Annotated in this window: 11 protein-coding genes and 1 tRNA gene; 1 reads left to right on the top strand and 11 read right to left on the bottom strand. The window is 60.0% G+C overall.

The window, feature by feature from the left end:
- Positions 1-6: 6 nt before the first annotated feature.
- The 7 genes from A4R35_RS14525 to A4R35_RS14555 all read right to left on the bottom strand — a co-directional run bounded on the left by A4R35_RS14525 (position 7) and on the right by A4R35_RS14555 (position 7,689).
- Positions 7-660, bottom strand: a complete 654-nt coding sequence (locus A4R35_RS14525) for an MEDS domain-containing protein (RefSeq protein ID WP_112430561.1) — start codon at positions 658-660, stop codon at positions 7-9.
- A complete protein-coding gene (locus A4R35_RS14530) occupies positions 650-1,015 on the bottom strand; it encodes a hypothetical protein (protein ID WP_112430563.1) in 366 nt (121 codons plus the stop codon). Before A4R35_RS14530 ends, A4R35_RS14525 begins: the two co-directional genes overlap by 11 nt.
- 4 nt (positions 1,016-1,019) lie before the next feature.
- Positions 1,020-1,649: an NUDIX hydrolase gene (locus A4R35_RS14535; protein WP_112430565.1), complete on the bottom strand. Its 630-nt coding sequence runs from the start codon at positions 1,647-1,649 to the stop codon at positions 1,020-1,022.
- A 218-nt stretch (positions 1,650-1,867) separates the two neighbouring features.
- Positions 1,868-2,857, bottom strand: coding sequence for a uroporphyrinogen decarboxylase family protein (locus A4R35_RS14540; protein ID WP_189361818.1), 990 nt, complete (start codon positions 2,855-2,857; stop codon positions 1,868-1,870).
- Positions 2,858-3,298: 441 nt separating this feature from the next.
- Positions 3,299-5,308, bottom strand: a complete 2,010-nt coding sequence (locus A4R35_RS14545) for a M6 family metallopeptidase (RefSeq protein ID WP_112430569.1) — start codon at positions 5,306-5,308, stop codon at positions 3,299-3,301.
- 6 nt (positions 5,309-5,314) lie between these two features.
- A complete protein-coding gene (locus tag A4R35_RS14550) occupies positions 5,315-6,034 on the bottom strand; it encodes a response regulator transcription factor (protein WP_069804796.1) in 720 nt (239 codons plus the stop codon).
- 2 nt (positions 6,035-6,036) lie between these two features.
- Positions 6,037-7,689, bottom strand: coding sequence for a sensor histidine kinase (locus tag A4R35_RS14555; RefSeq protein WP_112430571.1), 1,653 nt, complete (start codon positions 7,687-7,689; stop codon positions 6,037-6,039).
- Positions 7,690-7,835: 146 nt separating this feature from the next.
- On the opposite strand from A4R35_RS14555, the gene trmD reads away from it, so the two are divergent.
- Positions 7,836-8,564, top strand: coding sequence for a tRNA (guanosine(37)-N1)-methyltransferase TrmD (gene trmD, locus A4R35_RS14560; RefSeq protein WP_112430573.1), 729 nt, complete (start codon positions 7,836-7,838; stop codon positions 8,562-8,564).
- A gap of 75 nt (positions 8,565-8,639) precedes the next feature.
- Here the strand turns inward: trmD and A4R35_RS14565 are convergent, their stop codons facing one another.
- From A4R35_RS14565 to A4R35_RS14580, 4 genes are all read right to left on the bottom strand, one after another.
- Entirely contained in the window at positions 8,640-11,630 is a 2,991-nt protein-coding gene (locus tag A4R35_RS14565; protein ID WP_223258344.1) for a DNA translocase FtsK, read from the bottom strand.
- 619 nt (positions 11,631-12,249) lie between these two features.
- A complete protein-coding gene (locus A4R35_RS14570; RefSeq protein ID WP_223258506.1) occupies positions 12,250-13,905 on the bottom strand; it encodes a ribonuclease J in 1,656 nt (551 codons plus the stop codon).
- Positions 13,906-14,399: 494 nt separating this feature from the next.
- Positions 14,400-15,545 carry an acyl-CoA dehydrogenase family protein gene (locus A4R35_RS14575; protein ID WP_112430577.1) on the bottom strand — a complete coding sequence of 382 codons (1,146 nt, stop codon included), beginning with the start codon at positions 15,543-15,545 and terminating at the stop codon, positions 14,400-14,402.
- Between the two features lie 671 nt (positions 15,546-16,216).
- Positions 16,217-16,289 (bottom strand) — tRNA-Thr (locus A4R35_RS14580).
- Positions 16,290-16,466 lie beyond the last annotated feature (177 nt).

Consider the following 16,466-nt stretch of genomic DNA (forward strand, 5'->3'; position numbering starts at 1 on the left):
TCAGAACTAGGAGCTTGCTCGTCCCTGGTCCTTGTCGCGGCTCATGCGCAGTACCTTGAGCATGTATTGCTCCGAGTTCAGATAGTAAGGGTTGCGTTTGATATATTTCCCGACCACGGAGATAGGATGCAGCTTGAGCAGCTCGGCCACCAGGCCGGGCATCAGCTTGTTATGGTCATAGTGCATCAGGGCGATGATGGGCGCATTCTGGAATGTGAAAACGGCATCAGAGGCTGCTTCATACTTGAGGATCTGCTCCGGGGTCGCCGCGTCGCTGGTGAGCCAGCTCATGTCGATTGAGATGCGCACGGCCTTCCAGCCTTCGCGCAGCGCCTGGGCGATGAAAGTCTGATGAGAGGAGAGCAGGAAATAGGGATCGAAGCGGGAGCCATTGGCGAGGAAGCTCTCCCGCTCCTCGTGCAAGACCAGTTGTCCGCTGGCGAGCGCGGCATTGACATCGACGTTCAGACTGGCTAATTCCTCTCGCAGCTCCTGAACCTGGGCGGGCGCGGCGGCGAAGAGGCACTTTTCCGAGGCCGTCAGACCGACTCGGAGGAGGCGCGCTGTCACACCAGGAATCTCCGACACTTTGCGGTAGAGCTGGCAAATGTGCGAGCCGGGAGGAATGCGCTCAGATTTGCCCTCAACACTAAGATCCATACCTACCTCCACGGTCTTCTTCTGCTGTCTGGCGTCTCTGGCTTAAACGAGCCTGCCGCTCCTGGCGAAGCTGGGCGGCTCGATTGTTCGTGGAGATGACGACCAGGCTTAAGAGGCCGAAGACCATCACACCTGATAAGAACGTAATGAGTACCAGTAGAGTGATATGTTGCGGAGAGAAACCGAGGAGCAGGGACAGGACGAGCGTCAGCAGCGTCATGGACACGGGGACAACCAGTGCCCAGGCGATGATGATGCGCAGGCTCTGTTTGATCGTCAGCGCCTCTCCGCCGCTGTAGGGGAAGAAGATCCGCCGAAACAGGGAATAGCGCACGTGCTCTTGTTGCTGTTGCATAGGGCTAACAAGATCCTTCCTGCCGGTGCCGCTGTTGTAGCCAGCGCTGCAGAATAGCCTCCGCCTGGTAGAGAATATTGACCTCGTTCTGGTACGTCAGGAGACGGCAGGCCTCACCCAGGGAGAACCAGCCCACACGGTCGTACTCGTGATCGTGCAGCGTGATATCGCCACCGATGGCCTCCAGCAGGAAATGACGCACCTGCTTATGATAGCGGATATGGTCGCGCACGAAGCGATACGAGATCGTGCCGATGTAGGCGATCAGGCGCACTTGCAGGCCCGTCTCCTCCTGTACCTCGCGCAAGGCTACCTGCTCGATCGTCTCGCCAGTGTGCGGCGTCCCTTTCGGCAGGACCCAGATCCCCGGGTGGCTACGACCGACAAGGGCCACCTCAATGCTCATTCCTTCGCTTCCAACCAGCCCCCTGAAATTGCGTACTGCTTTCCCCTGAACGGATCGCTGTCTGGCGTAGTGCTGTTGTTGCTGCTGTAACTGCTGCTGCCTTTGAGCTAGCGGGGCTGGTACAGGAACCAGGCGGAAGACCACGCCTCCGGCTGAGTACGCGCGCAGCGTACGATAGTGCTGATAGCGGTCCCAGCCCCGAGCTGTTCCCTCTCTATGCCATCGCAACTTCGCCCCACTCCTCCTTGCTACGAATGCTGCTGCTGACTGTCGCGTGCGTATCCTGGCCAGCCAGCCAGCAACAAAAGAATTGGGCGCGACCTGAGAGAGTCGCGCCGCGTACTGATACCTGCCAGAGCATTGACGCAGCGCGAAACCTCTTCCTGTAAAGGGAACAGGTTGCGCCGCTCCTTATCGTGGCAGTATAGCGAATGCCTTGACATGTGTCAAGACAGCATCCGTCGGACAGCCTCCAAATTTGCGGGTGGGACATCGGGGGGAACGGCGCAGCCTGGAGCCAGGATAAAGTGCTCGCCGTTGGTCAGCTCCAGAGCCTTCTGCACCTCCTCTTGCACCTGATCGGGGGTACCGGTGCGCAGCACAGTCTTTTCACTGATGCCGCCCATCACTGCTTTACCCGAGCGGCGCTTTCCCTCACGCAGATCAGGATTCCCCTCCAGGGTGGCGGCCCAGCTAATCGCGTGGACGGGGTAGTTCGCCAGCAGGTCAAAGTAGATGCGAGGGCCGCAGTTGTGCAGAATCGTAAACTTGCTGCGTCCCTTGATGGCATCCAGGAACTCCAGATCATACTGCTCACCAAACTCGCGGTACTGGTCCTGGGTGAGTAAACCCTCACGGGCCCAACCATTGGTGGCGTAGAAGATGCCACTGGCTCCCTCTTCCATACAAGCGATGGCAAAGGTGATAAAGGTTTCCAGGATAGTCCGCAGGCCGGTATGGAGGGCCTTACGATCTTCACGCATGCTATGCAATACCGCCTCGGTGCTGTTGCCGGTCAGATACTTGGCCACGCCCAGTGGGCAGAAAATCGTCTGTACAAAGTAGGCATCGTTCCCGAGATGGTATTTAATAAGCTGCAAGGCACGCAGCTGCTCGGCTAAGGCTCCCTGCGTCGGCTCCAGCGGGCGCAGCCGCTTCCAGTCTGCGGTACTCTTGATAGGAGTATCCTCGAAGACCGGCGGCTTGTATTTGTCGCCAGAGGGACGCACGCGGACCTTCCAGCCCTCGACGTGGTAGGAGGCACGCGGATTCACCTTCAGGAAGTCCCAGTCGTAGCGCGTGAAGTTCTCAATCATTGCCTCCACAAATGTCTGCACGTTCCACTCGCGCTCGTAGTCATGCCCCCACATACTCACCGGTACACGATCGACCGGCTTACCGCGCAAGACGGCGTCAACACGTTCCTTCTTATTCAAGGTCTTTCCCATCCCCTCTAGACAAGATCACTAACTTGGATATCAACCATGCCTGCTGGCAGACAGCTCTGGATAGGCAGCGCAGCGGCTTGTACGCTACCCTGGCGTTCCATTCCATCCACTGCAGAGCGAGTCGCAGTGCGGTGCACACACAGGCCCCAGCCACAGGGGGACCTGGCTCTCGATGGGCAGGTCCTGCTCGGGGGGAGGGATGCGCTGGTTGGCTGAGCACTCGGGGTGTTGCGGTTGGGGAACCGCTCCCCGGTGGTCGCTCGGCGGCGCACCTGGCCCCCTGCTGACCCTGACTGACCGGGTGCTGTGTTGATTGGGTCGCCGGGTAGGTGAGTGGGTAGTAGTACATGCGAGTACATGCGCATCCTGCCTCTCTGTTGCCTCCGCCAGCATGACGCGACAGGGCTGCGCTGTGGCCACGCTGCTGGCTTATAGCCCCAGCCGGGCCGTCAGCTGATAGCGGACTGGGAGCGAAGTGGCAACTGCCCAGGCGGAGATGACCAGGACGACCCGGCTGACCTTCCTGCCAAAGTCCGGGATGGTTACACTGGCCTGACCACTGGCTAGGTCAACTGGAAAACGGCGAACGCTGAAGTCCTGGCCCTCATAGACCAGGGCCTGCACACTATAGTGTTCCGGCAGAACGTTGGCCGAGCGGATAAAGCCGTGGCTGACCCAGCCGTTGTCATTGACCAGATTATCCTCGAAGTGCAGCTCTGGGATACGTATCCAGGCCAGGGCAAAGCCCTGGCGATTAACCGCATCATCGGTGACCTCCTCAAAGCGCAACTGGATACGCTGGCCGGCGTAGGGGGTCAGGTCGATCTGCTCCTCGACCCATTGCGGACTGCTTCCGCCACTGGTTCCGGTGTAGCCATAACCCCAGTTTCCCCCGTTGGGGTTGCTGGCCGTTGTGTAGCGTCCGGGCAACGTTGTCCAGTTGATGCCGTCGGTCGAGGCTTCTACAAAGGCATAATCGTAGTCGCGTTCCAGATCAAACCAGGCGGCAAATTGCAGGGTGACATGCTTGCCTTTGAGTGTGCTCAGGTCGAAGGAGTGAGTCAGGGTACTATCCATATTATCATATCGATTGCTCCACCACTCATAGTGTGAATGGTAGGGCGTGTTCGCGATAATGGGAGTTGTGGGTGTGCCATTAAAGGTCAGGGTCAGGGTGCCTGTCTGCCCTGCCGGCTCGAAGGTGTAGTACTCTGCTGCGTACTGGTGAATGCTGTTGAGCATGGTAAAGGGATAGCTGCTGACTTGCTGCGACGGCACAGGGGTTCCGACCTGGATGGTGGCATAGCCGTAGTCTCCCTTGTCGATGCTATAGTCCTGAACGACATTGGCGAGGTACCACTTATTTACTACGTCAGCGAAACGGTCCTTATAACCATGACGGGCGAGGACATGGTCAAAGCTGAGGGGAGGATCAGCGGGGTCGCTCAGCAGCTCTTTGAGAATAGGGTAGCCACCATAGTGCTCGGCGAAGTAGGCCAGGAAGAGGTAGGCTGCTCCATAGTGGTCTAAGACCGCTGGCATATCGTCGCTCCAGTCGGTGAGTTGCGTATTGGGATGAGAGAGAAAAGCGCCGTCGGCGCCGTCTACGGGGAAGCCGTTGATGTGTTGAGCCAGCAAGGACATTCCTTCATTGATCCACTCTGGGTCGCTGGGATGGAGATGCCAGTGAATCATGTGCTGAAATTCGTGGGCCAGGGTACTGTTGTAATCAGCTGTCCCCGGCAGCATGGTGTCGAGGTCGATGTAGATCATCTCGCGCTCATTGCTGTAGGGATTGATGGCCGTCGGGTACTCGTCGGCGGAGGAAAAGTAGCCGCCGACACCGTTGCCCAGGCCCGCGGCGTTCAGGATGGTCAGGTGCACATCATCGTCGATGCCTGGCTGCCACTCGCTGCCAAAGATGGCGTGCTCGCTGGGATAGATGCGCTCTTCGAAGAGGTCGGCGGAACTTTTAAGGGCCGTCAGACTGGCGCTCTGGTCGTCCTCGACGTACATGTACACATGAGGAGTGAGGTAGAGCAGCCGGGCCCGAATGCGTTGATAGCGATGCGTGTCCAGGTTGAGAAGCCAGAACTGGTCTTCCTGGCCAAGGTGAGCGTTGAGCGGTGTGCTGCGCCCGTGCTGCGACAGCGGCTGCGGGCTGTGCAGCTTGAGACGCTGCGCCAGGCTGTAGAGATCACGCGGCGGGTGAGCTGCCGTTGTAAGCAAGCGCTCGGCTTGCAGGAGCGCTGACAGGTTCTGGGGCGTCGGCGACGGCTTCGGGCCGACGGTGACGTCGCCGGACGCCGGTGTCTTGACTGCGGCGGCATTGCCAAAGGGAGCACAGGCGCTCGCTGTAACCGCTAGCGTCAGTAGCAGGATCAGTAAGCCCAGCCATTCGCGAAGAAGCAAGAGACTACCCCGAACCCGTTTGCCCATGGTCGCTTAGCCCTCCAGTTCCTTGAAGCGATAGCCAACGCCCCGCTCCGTCAAGATGTATTGGGGGTGAGCAGGGTCTTTCTCGATCTTCTGCCGCAGATAGGTAATGTAAAGCCGAAGATAGTGAGCCTCGTCTCGGTATTCACGCCCCCAGACTTTGGAGAGCAGCGTCTCATGGGTGAGAAGACGCCCGGCGTTGTTGACGAGATGGTAGAGCAGACGGTATTCGGTAGGACGCAGGGTAACCTTCTGGCCGCGGACAATCACCTCGCGCCTAGCAAAGTCGATCTTGAGGTCCTTGTCGACAACAATTTCGGTCTTGCGCGCCGGCGGCGGCATGAATGCGCGGCGTAGCAAGGCCCGGATGCGCGAGAGCAGCTCGCGTGGACTGAAGGGCTTGGCGATGTAGTCATCGGCTCCCAGGTCCAGGCCGCGGATGCGGTCGTGTTCATCCTGGCGCACCGTCAGCATGATCACCGGAACGGTCGAGACCTCGCGGATCTGGCGCAGAGTCTCAAAGCCATCCATGTCTGGCATCATAACATCGAGAACAATGAGGTCAGGCAGGTTTTCGCGCAGTTGCTCCAGGGCCTCCTCTCCACTACTTGCCTCCAACACGTGATAGTGCTCTAACTCTAGATTCATACGCACAAGATCGCGAATACGTGGCTCATCGTCAACAATGAGAATGGTGATATCACGATGATCGAAATTTTCCTTCTCCATATTTAAAACACCACCATAGGCAGTTGCGCCTTCTCCTTGCGAGGCAGGCTGAACGAGAATGTCGAGCCTTGATGGAGCGCACTTTCTACCCAGATCCTTCCTCCATGAGCCTCAATGATAGCGCGGCAGATATAGAGGCCGAGGCCGGCGCCCGGGCGTCCAGACGTCGATGGGTGATTGAGGCGCTGAAAGCGCTGGAAAAGCCGCTCCTGATCGCGCAGGGAGATGCCCATGCCCTGATCGCTGACGCTCACGATCACCTCATCGCCCACGGTGGAGCAGCTCACCGTGACCGTGCGCTGCCGAGGCGAATATTTAAGCGCGTTGTCCAGCAAGTTCTCCAGCACCTCCTCGATGCGGTCGCGGTCGGCCATAACCAGGGGCAGGTTGGGCGGAAGCTGCACCTTGATGTCGAGATCGGGGCTTCGGGCCTGGAAGCGTCGCACTACGCCCCGAATCAGTGGCTCCAGATCCAGGGGAGCGATCTCCATATGCAGGCCACCAGCTTCGATGCGCGAGGCGTAGAGGAGATTCCCGACCAACTTATTGAGACGATCGGCCTCCTCTTCGATTGCGAGGAGGCGCGCGCGCAGTGTCTCGCGGTCAAAACTAGCGTCGGCACGGGCCAGCGTTGAGGCGTAGCCTTTGATGATGGCGATCGGCGTCTGCAGCTCATGGGAAATGACCGAGATGAACATTGAGCGCTGCTCTTCTTGTTCGCGCTCGCGGGTGATGTCGCGCACGGTCAGGATACCGTTCATCGGCTCGCCGCGCGCCGAGTGGACGCAGGAGGCCGAGACGCTCACGCTGAAACGCTGGCCATCGCGTGCGGTGATCTGGATCTCGCGATTGACCACGGGCTTGCCGGCAAAGGCCTGGAGAATGGGTGAGTTCTCCAGTCCCAGATCGTTCCCTTGCCGATCCTTGGGACGCAGCACGTCATAATAAAAGCGGCCCAGCACCTCGCTTTCGCGCCATCCTGTCAGGCGCTCCATCGCCGGATTGAAATCGATGATGCGGAAGGCATGATCGACGGTAAGGATGCCATCGGTGCTGTACTGGAAAATAGCGGCCAGGCGCTCCTGCTCGCGTACCAGCGATTGCGCCTTGAGGGCGAAGCGCATACTGGCGGCCAGCTGGGCGCGGAAGAGCGCGAAGCGGATCTCATCGTTCTCCAGGCAAGAGCTGCTTGCGGTGGGACGGAGGTAGTGCAGCATTCCCACCAGGCCGCTCTGGTCATGGAGAATCAGTGAGCAGCGCTCATACTCCTGGATCTGGCGGCGTTGGCCAGGGTTGGAGCTATTGAGGCGCTGGCCGCTACGGGCCTGGGAGGTGATGCTCTCGGGGTCAGTGTCAGGGCCAATGAAATCGGCAAAGAGGTCCAGCTCATCCAGCAGCGAGGAGGGCAGGCGCTCAACTACAAACGGTCGGGCTGGTGTGGGCAACGAGCCGCGTTGGATGTACTCCAGCAGGCTTGCCACCGCTGCCTCGTTGATCTGATAGACGGTATATTCTTCGCTGCTCTGGGGGTCGAAGGCTTCGTTGGCCACCACAAAGAGGCCGGCCTCCCCACCCAGGAGGCGGATTGCGCTCCCGATAAGAATCACGAGTTGGCCATGCAAGTCCTTGAAGTGCTGCGTCAGGGATTGGGACATGGCAGGCTCCGACAAAGACAGAGACAAGGCATGTATCTAGGTACAGAGCGGGGCCGACAGGGGCAGGTTGGCGCAGCTCCCTGCCGGGGATTGTCAACGTTCGGTGTCAGTGCTATTTTAACACAAAGCCTTCAGGTAGGACAGAGATGCACATCGACATCTTCACTCTCTTCCCGGCCATGTTTGAGGGGCCGTTTTCTGAAAGCATCCTCAAGCGCGCGCGCGAGCGTGGTCTGCTCTCGATAGCCTTGCATAACATTCGAGATTTTACAACCGATAAGCATCATATCGTCGACGATTATCCCTATGGTGGCGGCGTTGGCATGGTCATGAAACCCGAGCCGATTTTCGCCGCGGTCGAGGCCGTCTATCAGGGCGGGCCTATCATTCTGCTTACACCCCAGGGCCGCCTGTTCAACCAACAGATTGCGCGTGAACTGGCTCGCGAGCCGCGCCTTTCTCTGATCTGCGGCCACTATGAGGGGGTGGACGAACGCGTAGCTGAGCATCTGGCTACCGATGAACTCTCGATTGGCGATTATGTGCTCACCGGTGGCGAGCTACCGGCAATGGTAATAGTGGATGCTGTGGCCCGCCTGATTCCCGGTGTTCTGGGCGACGATGCCTCAACACATGAAGAGTCGCACAGCGACAATCTGCTGGAATATCCTCAATACACCCGTCCGCCCGAGTTCCGCGGCTGGCGGGTACCCGAGATCTTGCTCTCCGGCAACCACGCCCAGATCGCGCGCTGGCGACGGAAGGAGGCTCTGAGACGCACGAAGCGTCGTCGTCCCGATCTTTTTGCCAAGCTTGATCTGAGCAGCAAAGAAGATCAGAAGCTCCTTAAGGAGCTAGAAGCCGAAGGCTGGTGAGTTACGCCTGGCCAGCTCAGCACCGGCCTTCCCCGATCCTCTCCTGTCTGGCAGGACACACCTCGGCGCCGCCGCTTACTCCTCATCGACATGCTGATCATCGTTGGCGGCTGCGCGCGGCTCGCGTAGCTGGCGCTCTTGCTGGCGTCGCAGGGCCTCTTGCCGGGCCCGCTCCTCGGCGATAATCTCTTCGACCTCGTCAGCCATCGTGCGGCCCTCGCCTTCGTAGCGACCTCCACCGACGCTCGGGCGGCTCTCCAGGACCTCGCGCGCGCGTCCGCCGCTCTCTTGGGGGCCGATGATGCCGTGAGCTTCCAGCAGGTCGATCAGACGAGCTGCTCGGGCATAGCCCACGCGCAGACGTCGCTGCAGCAGAGAGATGGAGGCCCGGCCATACTCGCGTACTACCTGTTCGGCCTGCTCCAGCAGCTCGTCGTCCAGCGTGGCTTCTTCAGCCTCCTGTTCATGAACCTCCCAGCCAGGTTCAACCTCTGGGCTGCCTGCTGGACGATGCTGGGACGCCTGCTCTTTCCAGTAGGTGACCAGGCGCTCGATCTCTTCATCTGCGACAAAGGCTCCCTGGATGCGCTCCGGCTTGCCAGCATCGGCGGGCAGATAGAGCATGTCGCCCCGTCCAAGCAGGCGCTCCGCTCCCCCCATGTCGATAATGGTCCGCGAGTCAATGGCTGAGCTGACCATAAAGGAGATACGCGTTGGAATGTTGGCCTTGATCAGGCCGGTGATAACGTCGACCGATGGACGCTGTGTAGCCACTACGAGATGGATGCCCGTAGCCCGGGCGAGCTGAGCCAGACGACAGATCAGGCTCTCTACCTCCTCGGGGGCCGTCATCATCAGATCGGCCAGCTCATCGATAATGATGACGATAGAAGGTAAGTTCTGGAGCGAGTTATCTCCGCGGGCCAGCCGCTCGTTGCGCAGCTTGCGATAGCTATCGAGATTGCGTACACCCAGTCGAGAGAAGAGGCGATAGCGACGCTCCATCTCGTGAATCGCGTTCTTGAGCAGCCCCACCACTGTATCGACCTCCGTCACCACCGGCATCAGCAGGTGGGGAACGCCGTTGTAGTGCGTCAGCTCGACCATCTTAGGATCGACGAGCAGCAGGCGCAGGTCATCGGGCGTGGCCTGCATCAGGAAGGTGGCGATAATGGCATTGATGCAAACACTTTTGCCGGCGCCCGTAGCCCCGGCGATCAACAGGTGGGGCATACGCGCCAGATCGCCAACGCGGACCGCGCCAGCGACATCTTTACCCAGGGCCACCGCCAGCTTGGACTTGGCCCGCGCGCTCTGGTATTCCTTGCTCTCCAAGACCTCGCGCAGCGTCACCAGGCGGCTATTTTTATTAGGAATCTCGACGCCGACATAGGGCCGGCCCGGCACCGGGGCCTCCATGCGAATCGACCGCGCCTCCAGTACCAGCGCCAGATCGTTCTGCAGGGCCATGATGCGGCTCACACGCGTGCGCGATTCATAGACAATATTGCCGGAGGCGTCGCGCACGGGAACCAGGCGCCCTTTCTCGTCAGGCTGCATGGCCGGCTTGCCCGTCGGGCGAATCCCGAAACGAATAACCGTAGGGCCGATACTGATGTCTTCAGGCCGCACCTCGGCCTCAACGCGGAAGCTGCGCAGAGTATCCTGGATCAGCTTGGCCAGGGCTACCGTATCTTCGCCCAGCATCTGCAGCTTCATGTCTTCGGGCCGATTGAGCAGGCTCAGGTCCGGTAGCTTCCAGGGAGACGAGGGTGAGGGTTGGCCTCCGCTGCGCGGCTGCGACCGCCTCCCCGCCTCCGCGGCTGGCTGACGCTTTAGAGGATTGGGTGTGAGCGGCTCCATCTCTGGAAGGTTAGGGACAACGTCTTGCGCGGAAATGTGCAGCGGCTGCTGGGGAGGCCGCTCGCTGTTGAAGGGCAGCGGCTGCTGCTGCGCGCCACGTGTGGCGGCCTGATACTCCTGGTGATTAAGCGGCTGAGGAGGCGGATACGAACCGCGAGGAAGGGCGCCAGGCTGCTGCCGGCGAAGCGCTCTGTCGTCCTGGCGATCATCATCGATCTCGAAATCCGGCTCGAACTCGATAATCTCCTCATCTTCCTCGCTCATCGTTGCCGCTGATGGATCAGCGGCTGAGCGGGCCGTCCCGGCGCGTGTCCCATTAGGAACGCCTTCATCTCCTCTGAAGCCAGCGCTGGCCTGAGCTTGACCGCTATAGCGGCTATAGCGGGGGCGCTGGCCAAGGAAGGGCGAGGGACCGCGGGCGCGCTCGCCAGTCCCGGGCCTCTCTACGCGGTCGGCGAAGAGCCGACGCACAAAGCGAGCGGCGGCCAGAATGTGCCCAAAGGTGATGTGGAAGGTGATAATGCTGACCAGGGCCATCAGGCCCAGGATCAGAATGTGACCGACAGCCGCCGGCCAATTGCGCAGGGGCCAGACCAGGACAGCGCCAAGAAATCCACCGGTCTCCCCCCCGAAAAGCAGCTGACTTTCGGCCAGTACCAGCAGCCAGAGCAGGACCAACCCACCTACCAGCGACCAGCGCAGCAGACTGCGTCGGCGCAGACTCTCGATCAGCAGGGCCACGGCCAGCACCAGCGAACCCAGGGCCAGCACATAGGCTGACCAGCCAAAGAGGGTTGTAAAGAAGGCGTAGAACTCTTTCAGAATGAAAGCCTGACGAAGGATCGTCAAGGCGCTGAGCAGAACCAGGGAGAGCAAGAGCAGGATCACGCTGTAAAACTGCTGCTGCTGATGGGGTTCAAGGCGCTGCCACTGTTCGCGGAGCCAGTGAATGAAGCGCTCGTCCCCCGTCTGGTCAGCGGGGGGGGAAGACGGGGCTGAAGAAGCTTTGCGCCCAGATGGCCGAGAAGCCGAGGCACGTTTTGGCGCCTGGCGGGCGTTTGCAGGGCCAGGGGTCCGCTGCTCAACGCGGACGCGGCTGGACCCGACGGCGCCTGCAGCAGCGCTCGCCCGCGCGGTCCGCCTCGCCTCTACGCTCGGAACAATGCGCTCCTTGCGCTGATTCTTCTGATCGCTGGCAGCCATTCCCGCTCCGTCTGCTCCTCCCGTGAGCTATACAGGCGCTCTTCTTCCTCTCCTGCAGCGCTTGGGCCAAGATAGCGCCTGCCAGAATTCTATAAGCAACACCAGTATGATAGCGCAGATGTTCCAGGGGCGCAAGTGGGGAGATGGCGGCTCGACGCGACCCGATCGGCGCTCAGCGGGCAAGAAGAACGCGGTTTCTGCGGCTTCTGCGACTGACTCTGAGTAGGGGGTGAGCTGATTTTCCAGGCCCGACCAGGGCAGCAAGCCAGCATCTCGGGCGGGCACGATGGCGGGAAAAAGAGAGAGAGCGCATAGACGAGAACCGGTAGGTAGAAGCACAGAGCAGAGAAGGGATCGAATCTATCATCTCCATGCTAAGCTGACGAGCTTCCTCGTGATGCGCTCTCTCCCTTCAGTATAAGCAGAAGCTGTCGCAGGAGCATCAGTGATCTGTCGCAGAATTGTCGCAAGGGAGGAAGAGGGGACAAAGTGCAGCTAGCCACTACGGAGCAAGCGGTGGATTCAGAGAGAGGGGGAGTGGCGCGAGAGAGGCGAGAGACAGGGGCCGACGACCGGCAGGTCGTGCGGCGGCTCTCGCGCCCCCCGCGCTGGTTCCGGCTTAGACCTCCATCACTACTGGCAAGACCATAGGCCGACGATGGGTCTTCTCGTAAAGGAACTCGCTGAGCGTGTGCTTGATCTTATCCTTTACGAAGGACCAATCGGAGGCGTGGCCATTGAGGCCAATGAACGACTCCAGCACTCGCTCGCGCGCACTCGCCAGCAGCTCCTCGGCATCGCGCATATAGACGAAGCCACGCGAAATGATGTCCGGTCCAGCCAACGGGCGCCCAGTCTCTTTATCGACTGTCAGGACAGCCATCAGGATGCCATCCTGAGCCAGGACCTGGCGATCGCGCAGCACGATCTGACCGACATCGCCTACGCCCAGGCCGTCGACATAGACATTACCGCAGGAGACATGGCCAACCGCATGGATCGCGTTCTTCGTTACCTCGATCACATCTCCATCCTCGGCGATCACAATGTGATCTGCGGGGATGCCCAGCGAGGCAGCCAGCTTCGCATGGAGCATCAGCTGACGGTACTCGCCGTGGATCGGCACGAAGAACTTCGGTCGGATCATGCTCAGCATCAGCTTCAGCTCTTCCTGAGCGGCGTGGCCAGAGACGTGCACTGGCGAGACGCCCTGATAGAAGACCTCAGCTCCCTGGCGGAAGAGATTATTGATCGTGCGATTGACCATCTTCTCGTTGCCCGGTACCGGCGTGGCAGAGAGGATCACGGTGTCGCCCGGCTGGATGCGCACGAGACGATGGTCCTGATTGGCAATGCGCGTCAGAGCCGAGGTCGGCTCGCCCTGGCTGCCGGTACAGATGATCACGATGCGCTCAGGCGGCAGCTTGTTGATATCCTCGGCGCGGATCAGCGTGTGCTTGGGGATGTTCAGATAGCCCAGGTCGATAGCCATCTGGACGTTGCTCACCATGCTGCGCCCGACCAGAGCCACCTGGCGCCCGTAGCGCACGGCTGTGTCGACCACCTGCTGCACGCGCGAGATCAGCGAAGCGAAGGTGGCGATCAGGATGCGCCCAGGGGCATTGGCAAAGATCTTGTCGAGCGAGTCGCTGACCACACGCTCCGAGGGGGTATAGCCAGGCGACTCCACGCGCGTGCTGTCGCCCAGCAGCACCAGAACGCCCTCTGTACCAATGCGCGCCAGCGTTCCAAAGTCTGCCGGCTGCCCATCAACTGGCGTATGGTCGAATTTATAGTCACCGGTGTGCACCACGGTGCCGACGGGCGTGTGAATCACAATACCCACTGCGTCAGGAATGCTGTGATTAACGTGGAAGAACTCCGCGGTGCACTTGCCCAGTTTCACCTTATCGCCCGGAGCTACCATCTTAACGATGGCGCGATCCTGCAACTTATGCTCCTTCAGCTTCACCTGGATCAGCCCCTGGGTCAGACGGGTGGCATAGACGGGGGGAAAGTCGAGCGCGGGAAGGACATAGGGGAGACCACCGATGTGGTCCTCGTGACCGTGGGTGATCAGAATAGCCCGGATACGCTGCTTTTTGTCCTGCAGATAGGTCGTGTCCGGTATCACTAGATCAACCCCAAACATCTCATCGTCAGGAAACATCAACCCCGCGTCAACGATGATGATGTCCTCACCATACTCGATCACCATCATGTTCTTTCCGACTTCCCCAAGCCCACCCAGGGGGATAAGTCGAATTTTTTCCATTGTCAAGGTAACAAAAACCTCCTAACCACACTCAAGCATGAGTATGCCCACTCTTTGCTTTTGAGATATATGTCGACTCCTGTCTCCGCCAACAGGAGTTATAGCCAAATACAGAAAAGTCCAGGCGACGTTGAACTATCAGAAATACACACTATTCGGATCTATTATTCTATTAAAAGTCTAGCATATTCGATGCGCAAAGACAAGAAAGAGCTATGCGCTGGCGACTGACGCTCAGCAGCCGTCTCTTACCTTCGCCGCCATCGCTGTTTCCTGTTCCAGGCTCCATTAGGAGTGGGTCAGGTCGAGTTGGGGCGGGCCGGAGGGACTTCTCGCCGTAGCTATCTCAGCTAGTGAGCAGCCAAGAAGACACCTGTGTACTGCCGCTGGCCAATCTGTCGGTCCCTTAAGGTCGCCAGTCACTGAGCCAACCCGTCCCTACGATCTTCTATCGGCCACTTTCTTCTTTTTCTGCAAACTAGAACACTTGTCTATTAACGGATATTCCCGAGCAAGGCGCGGGCGATCACCACCCGCTGAATCTGGTTAGTGCCTTCGAAGATCTGGGCCACCTTCACATCGCGCATATAGCGCTCGACCGGGTAATCTCGCACATAGCCGGCACCGCCCAGGACCTGGACCGCATTCGTTGTGACCTCCATTGCCACATCGGTGGCGAAGCACTTGGCCATCGAGGCGTACATACTGGCATTCTGCTCGTGGTCCAGCTTATAGGCAGCCTCGTAGACCAGCAGGCGAGCGGCTTCGATCTTCATGGCCATATCGGCCAGCATAAACTGCACAGCCTGGAAGGCGCCGATCGGCTGGCCGAACTGCGTTCGCTGGCAAGCGTAGGAGCGAGCGACCTCGAAGGCGGCCTGGGCCACCCCCACGGCAATGGCGCCGATATTGATGCGGCCTCCGTCCAACGACGAGAGGGCGATTTTGAAACCCTGGCCCTCCTCGCCCAGGCGCTGACCGAGCGGAATGGCGCACTGCTCAAAGATCAGCTCCCGCGTGGGAGAGGAGCGCAGGCCCATCTTGCGCTCAATTTTCCCGAAGCGGAAGCCGGAAGTACCTTTCTCGACTACAAAGCAGCTGATTCCCTGTGAGCCGCGTACTGGACTCGTACGGGCCATCACCAGGTAGAGGTCAGCCTCGCCTCCGTTGGTGACCCACATCTTGGTGCCATTGAGCACATAGTGATCGCCGCGGCGCTCGGCGCGACACTGAAGGCTGGCTGCATCCGAGCCGGCGCTGGCCTCGCTGAGAGCAAAGGCCCCGAGCAGCTCGCCGCAGGCCAGGCGCTGGACCCAGCGCTCGCGCTGCTCCGCGTTACCAAAGCGAGCAATGGAGCCAGCCACCATGTTATGCACCGACAGGCCGACAGCGGTGGCCATATCTCCCCTGGCCAGTTCTTCATAGACCAGAGCGGCCACGGTCCGGCTCAGGGCACTGCCCCCGTATATCTCAGGGATTGTCATGCCCAGCAGGCCCAAGGTGGCCATTTTCAGGTAGACTTCGCGTGGGAAATACTCCTGTTCGTCCCACGTAGAGGCGTGGGGCACAATCTCCTGTTCGGTAAAGCGACGGACGGTGTCGCGAATCGCTCGTTGCTCCTCGTCGAGATCGAACTGCACTGCTAGCTCCTGTTCTACTACTGGTTTCGGCTCGCCATCGATAGACAGGGAAGAGCCGGAGCCAGCGAACGAACGCACTTACTCTTGCTAGCTGGCACTGGCTGGCGCAGACCGGGCAGAGAAAGGCGAGCAGGCCGGGGCGAAGCGGCAGGCGAGGTATAGTGCGCCGGACAGGCTGTGCGCCACTGCATCGCCTGCACCGGACAGGCGGGTAACCTCTGCCGGTCTCTTCATCATTATAGCAGTCCTGCAACCAGGTGCCGTTGGTGGCTGCCGGCGCGAGGAACGGAGCGGGGCAAGACGAGCACCAGGCTCGCCCAAAACGCTAGGCTTGACACCGGCGAGCTATCCGTTCTGCGCAGGCAGCGAGCAGTGCGCCAGAGGGCAGGGAGAGACTGACAGGCCGGCGGGCGACGGGGCGGGTGCGTAACCGCAGGGCCGCAGGCATCTGGCTGGCTGACGTGTTTCCTGCCGGGTTCAGCCAGGGTGCCATGAACGAACGCTAAGCCGGGCAGCTGATCAGGCCAGACATACGGGCTACTCTGCTGAACCACTCTCGACACGCAAGACAGCCAGGCAGCATCAGTGTCCTTACTGTTGCGCTCTGGGCGTCGCGTCACGCCCTGCACAATACGGCAAGCCCCGGCGTTCCACGACTGCCGGGGCAGCGGAGCCGATGGTCGGACTCGAACCGACGACGACTCGCTTACAAGGCGAGTGCTCTACCAGCTGAGCTACATCGGCCTCTCTTCTCACTCGCTTGAGCGCTGTCTGCTTTGCTCGCTGAGATACCCTCTGGTTACTTTCTTCTGTGCTCTCTACTATAGCACAATGGGGCTGAGATTGCAAGAGAGGAGGAGAGGAAGAGGGCGTAACGCTGCGCGGGGTGTGAAGGCAGGCTGGAGGCAGTTGGAGCGCCGC

This window comes from Thermogemmatispora tikiterensis, assembly GCF_003268475.1.
Taxonomy (GTDB): Bacteria; Chloroflexota; Ktedonobacteria; order Ktedonobacterales; family Ktedonobacteraceae; genus Thermogemmatispora; species Thermogemmatispora tikiterensis.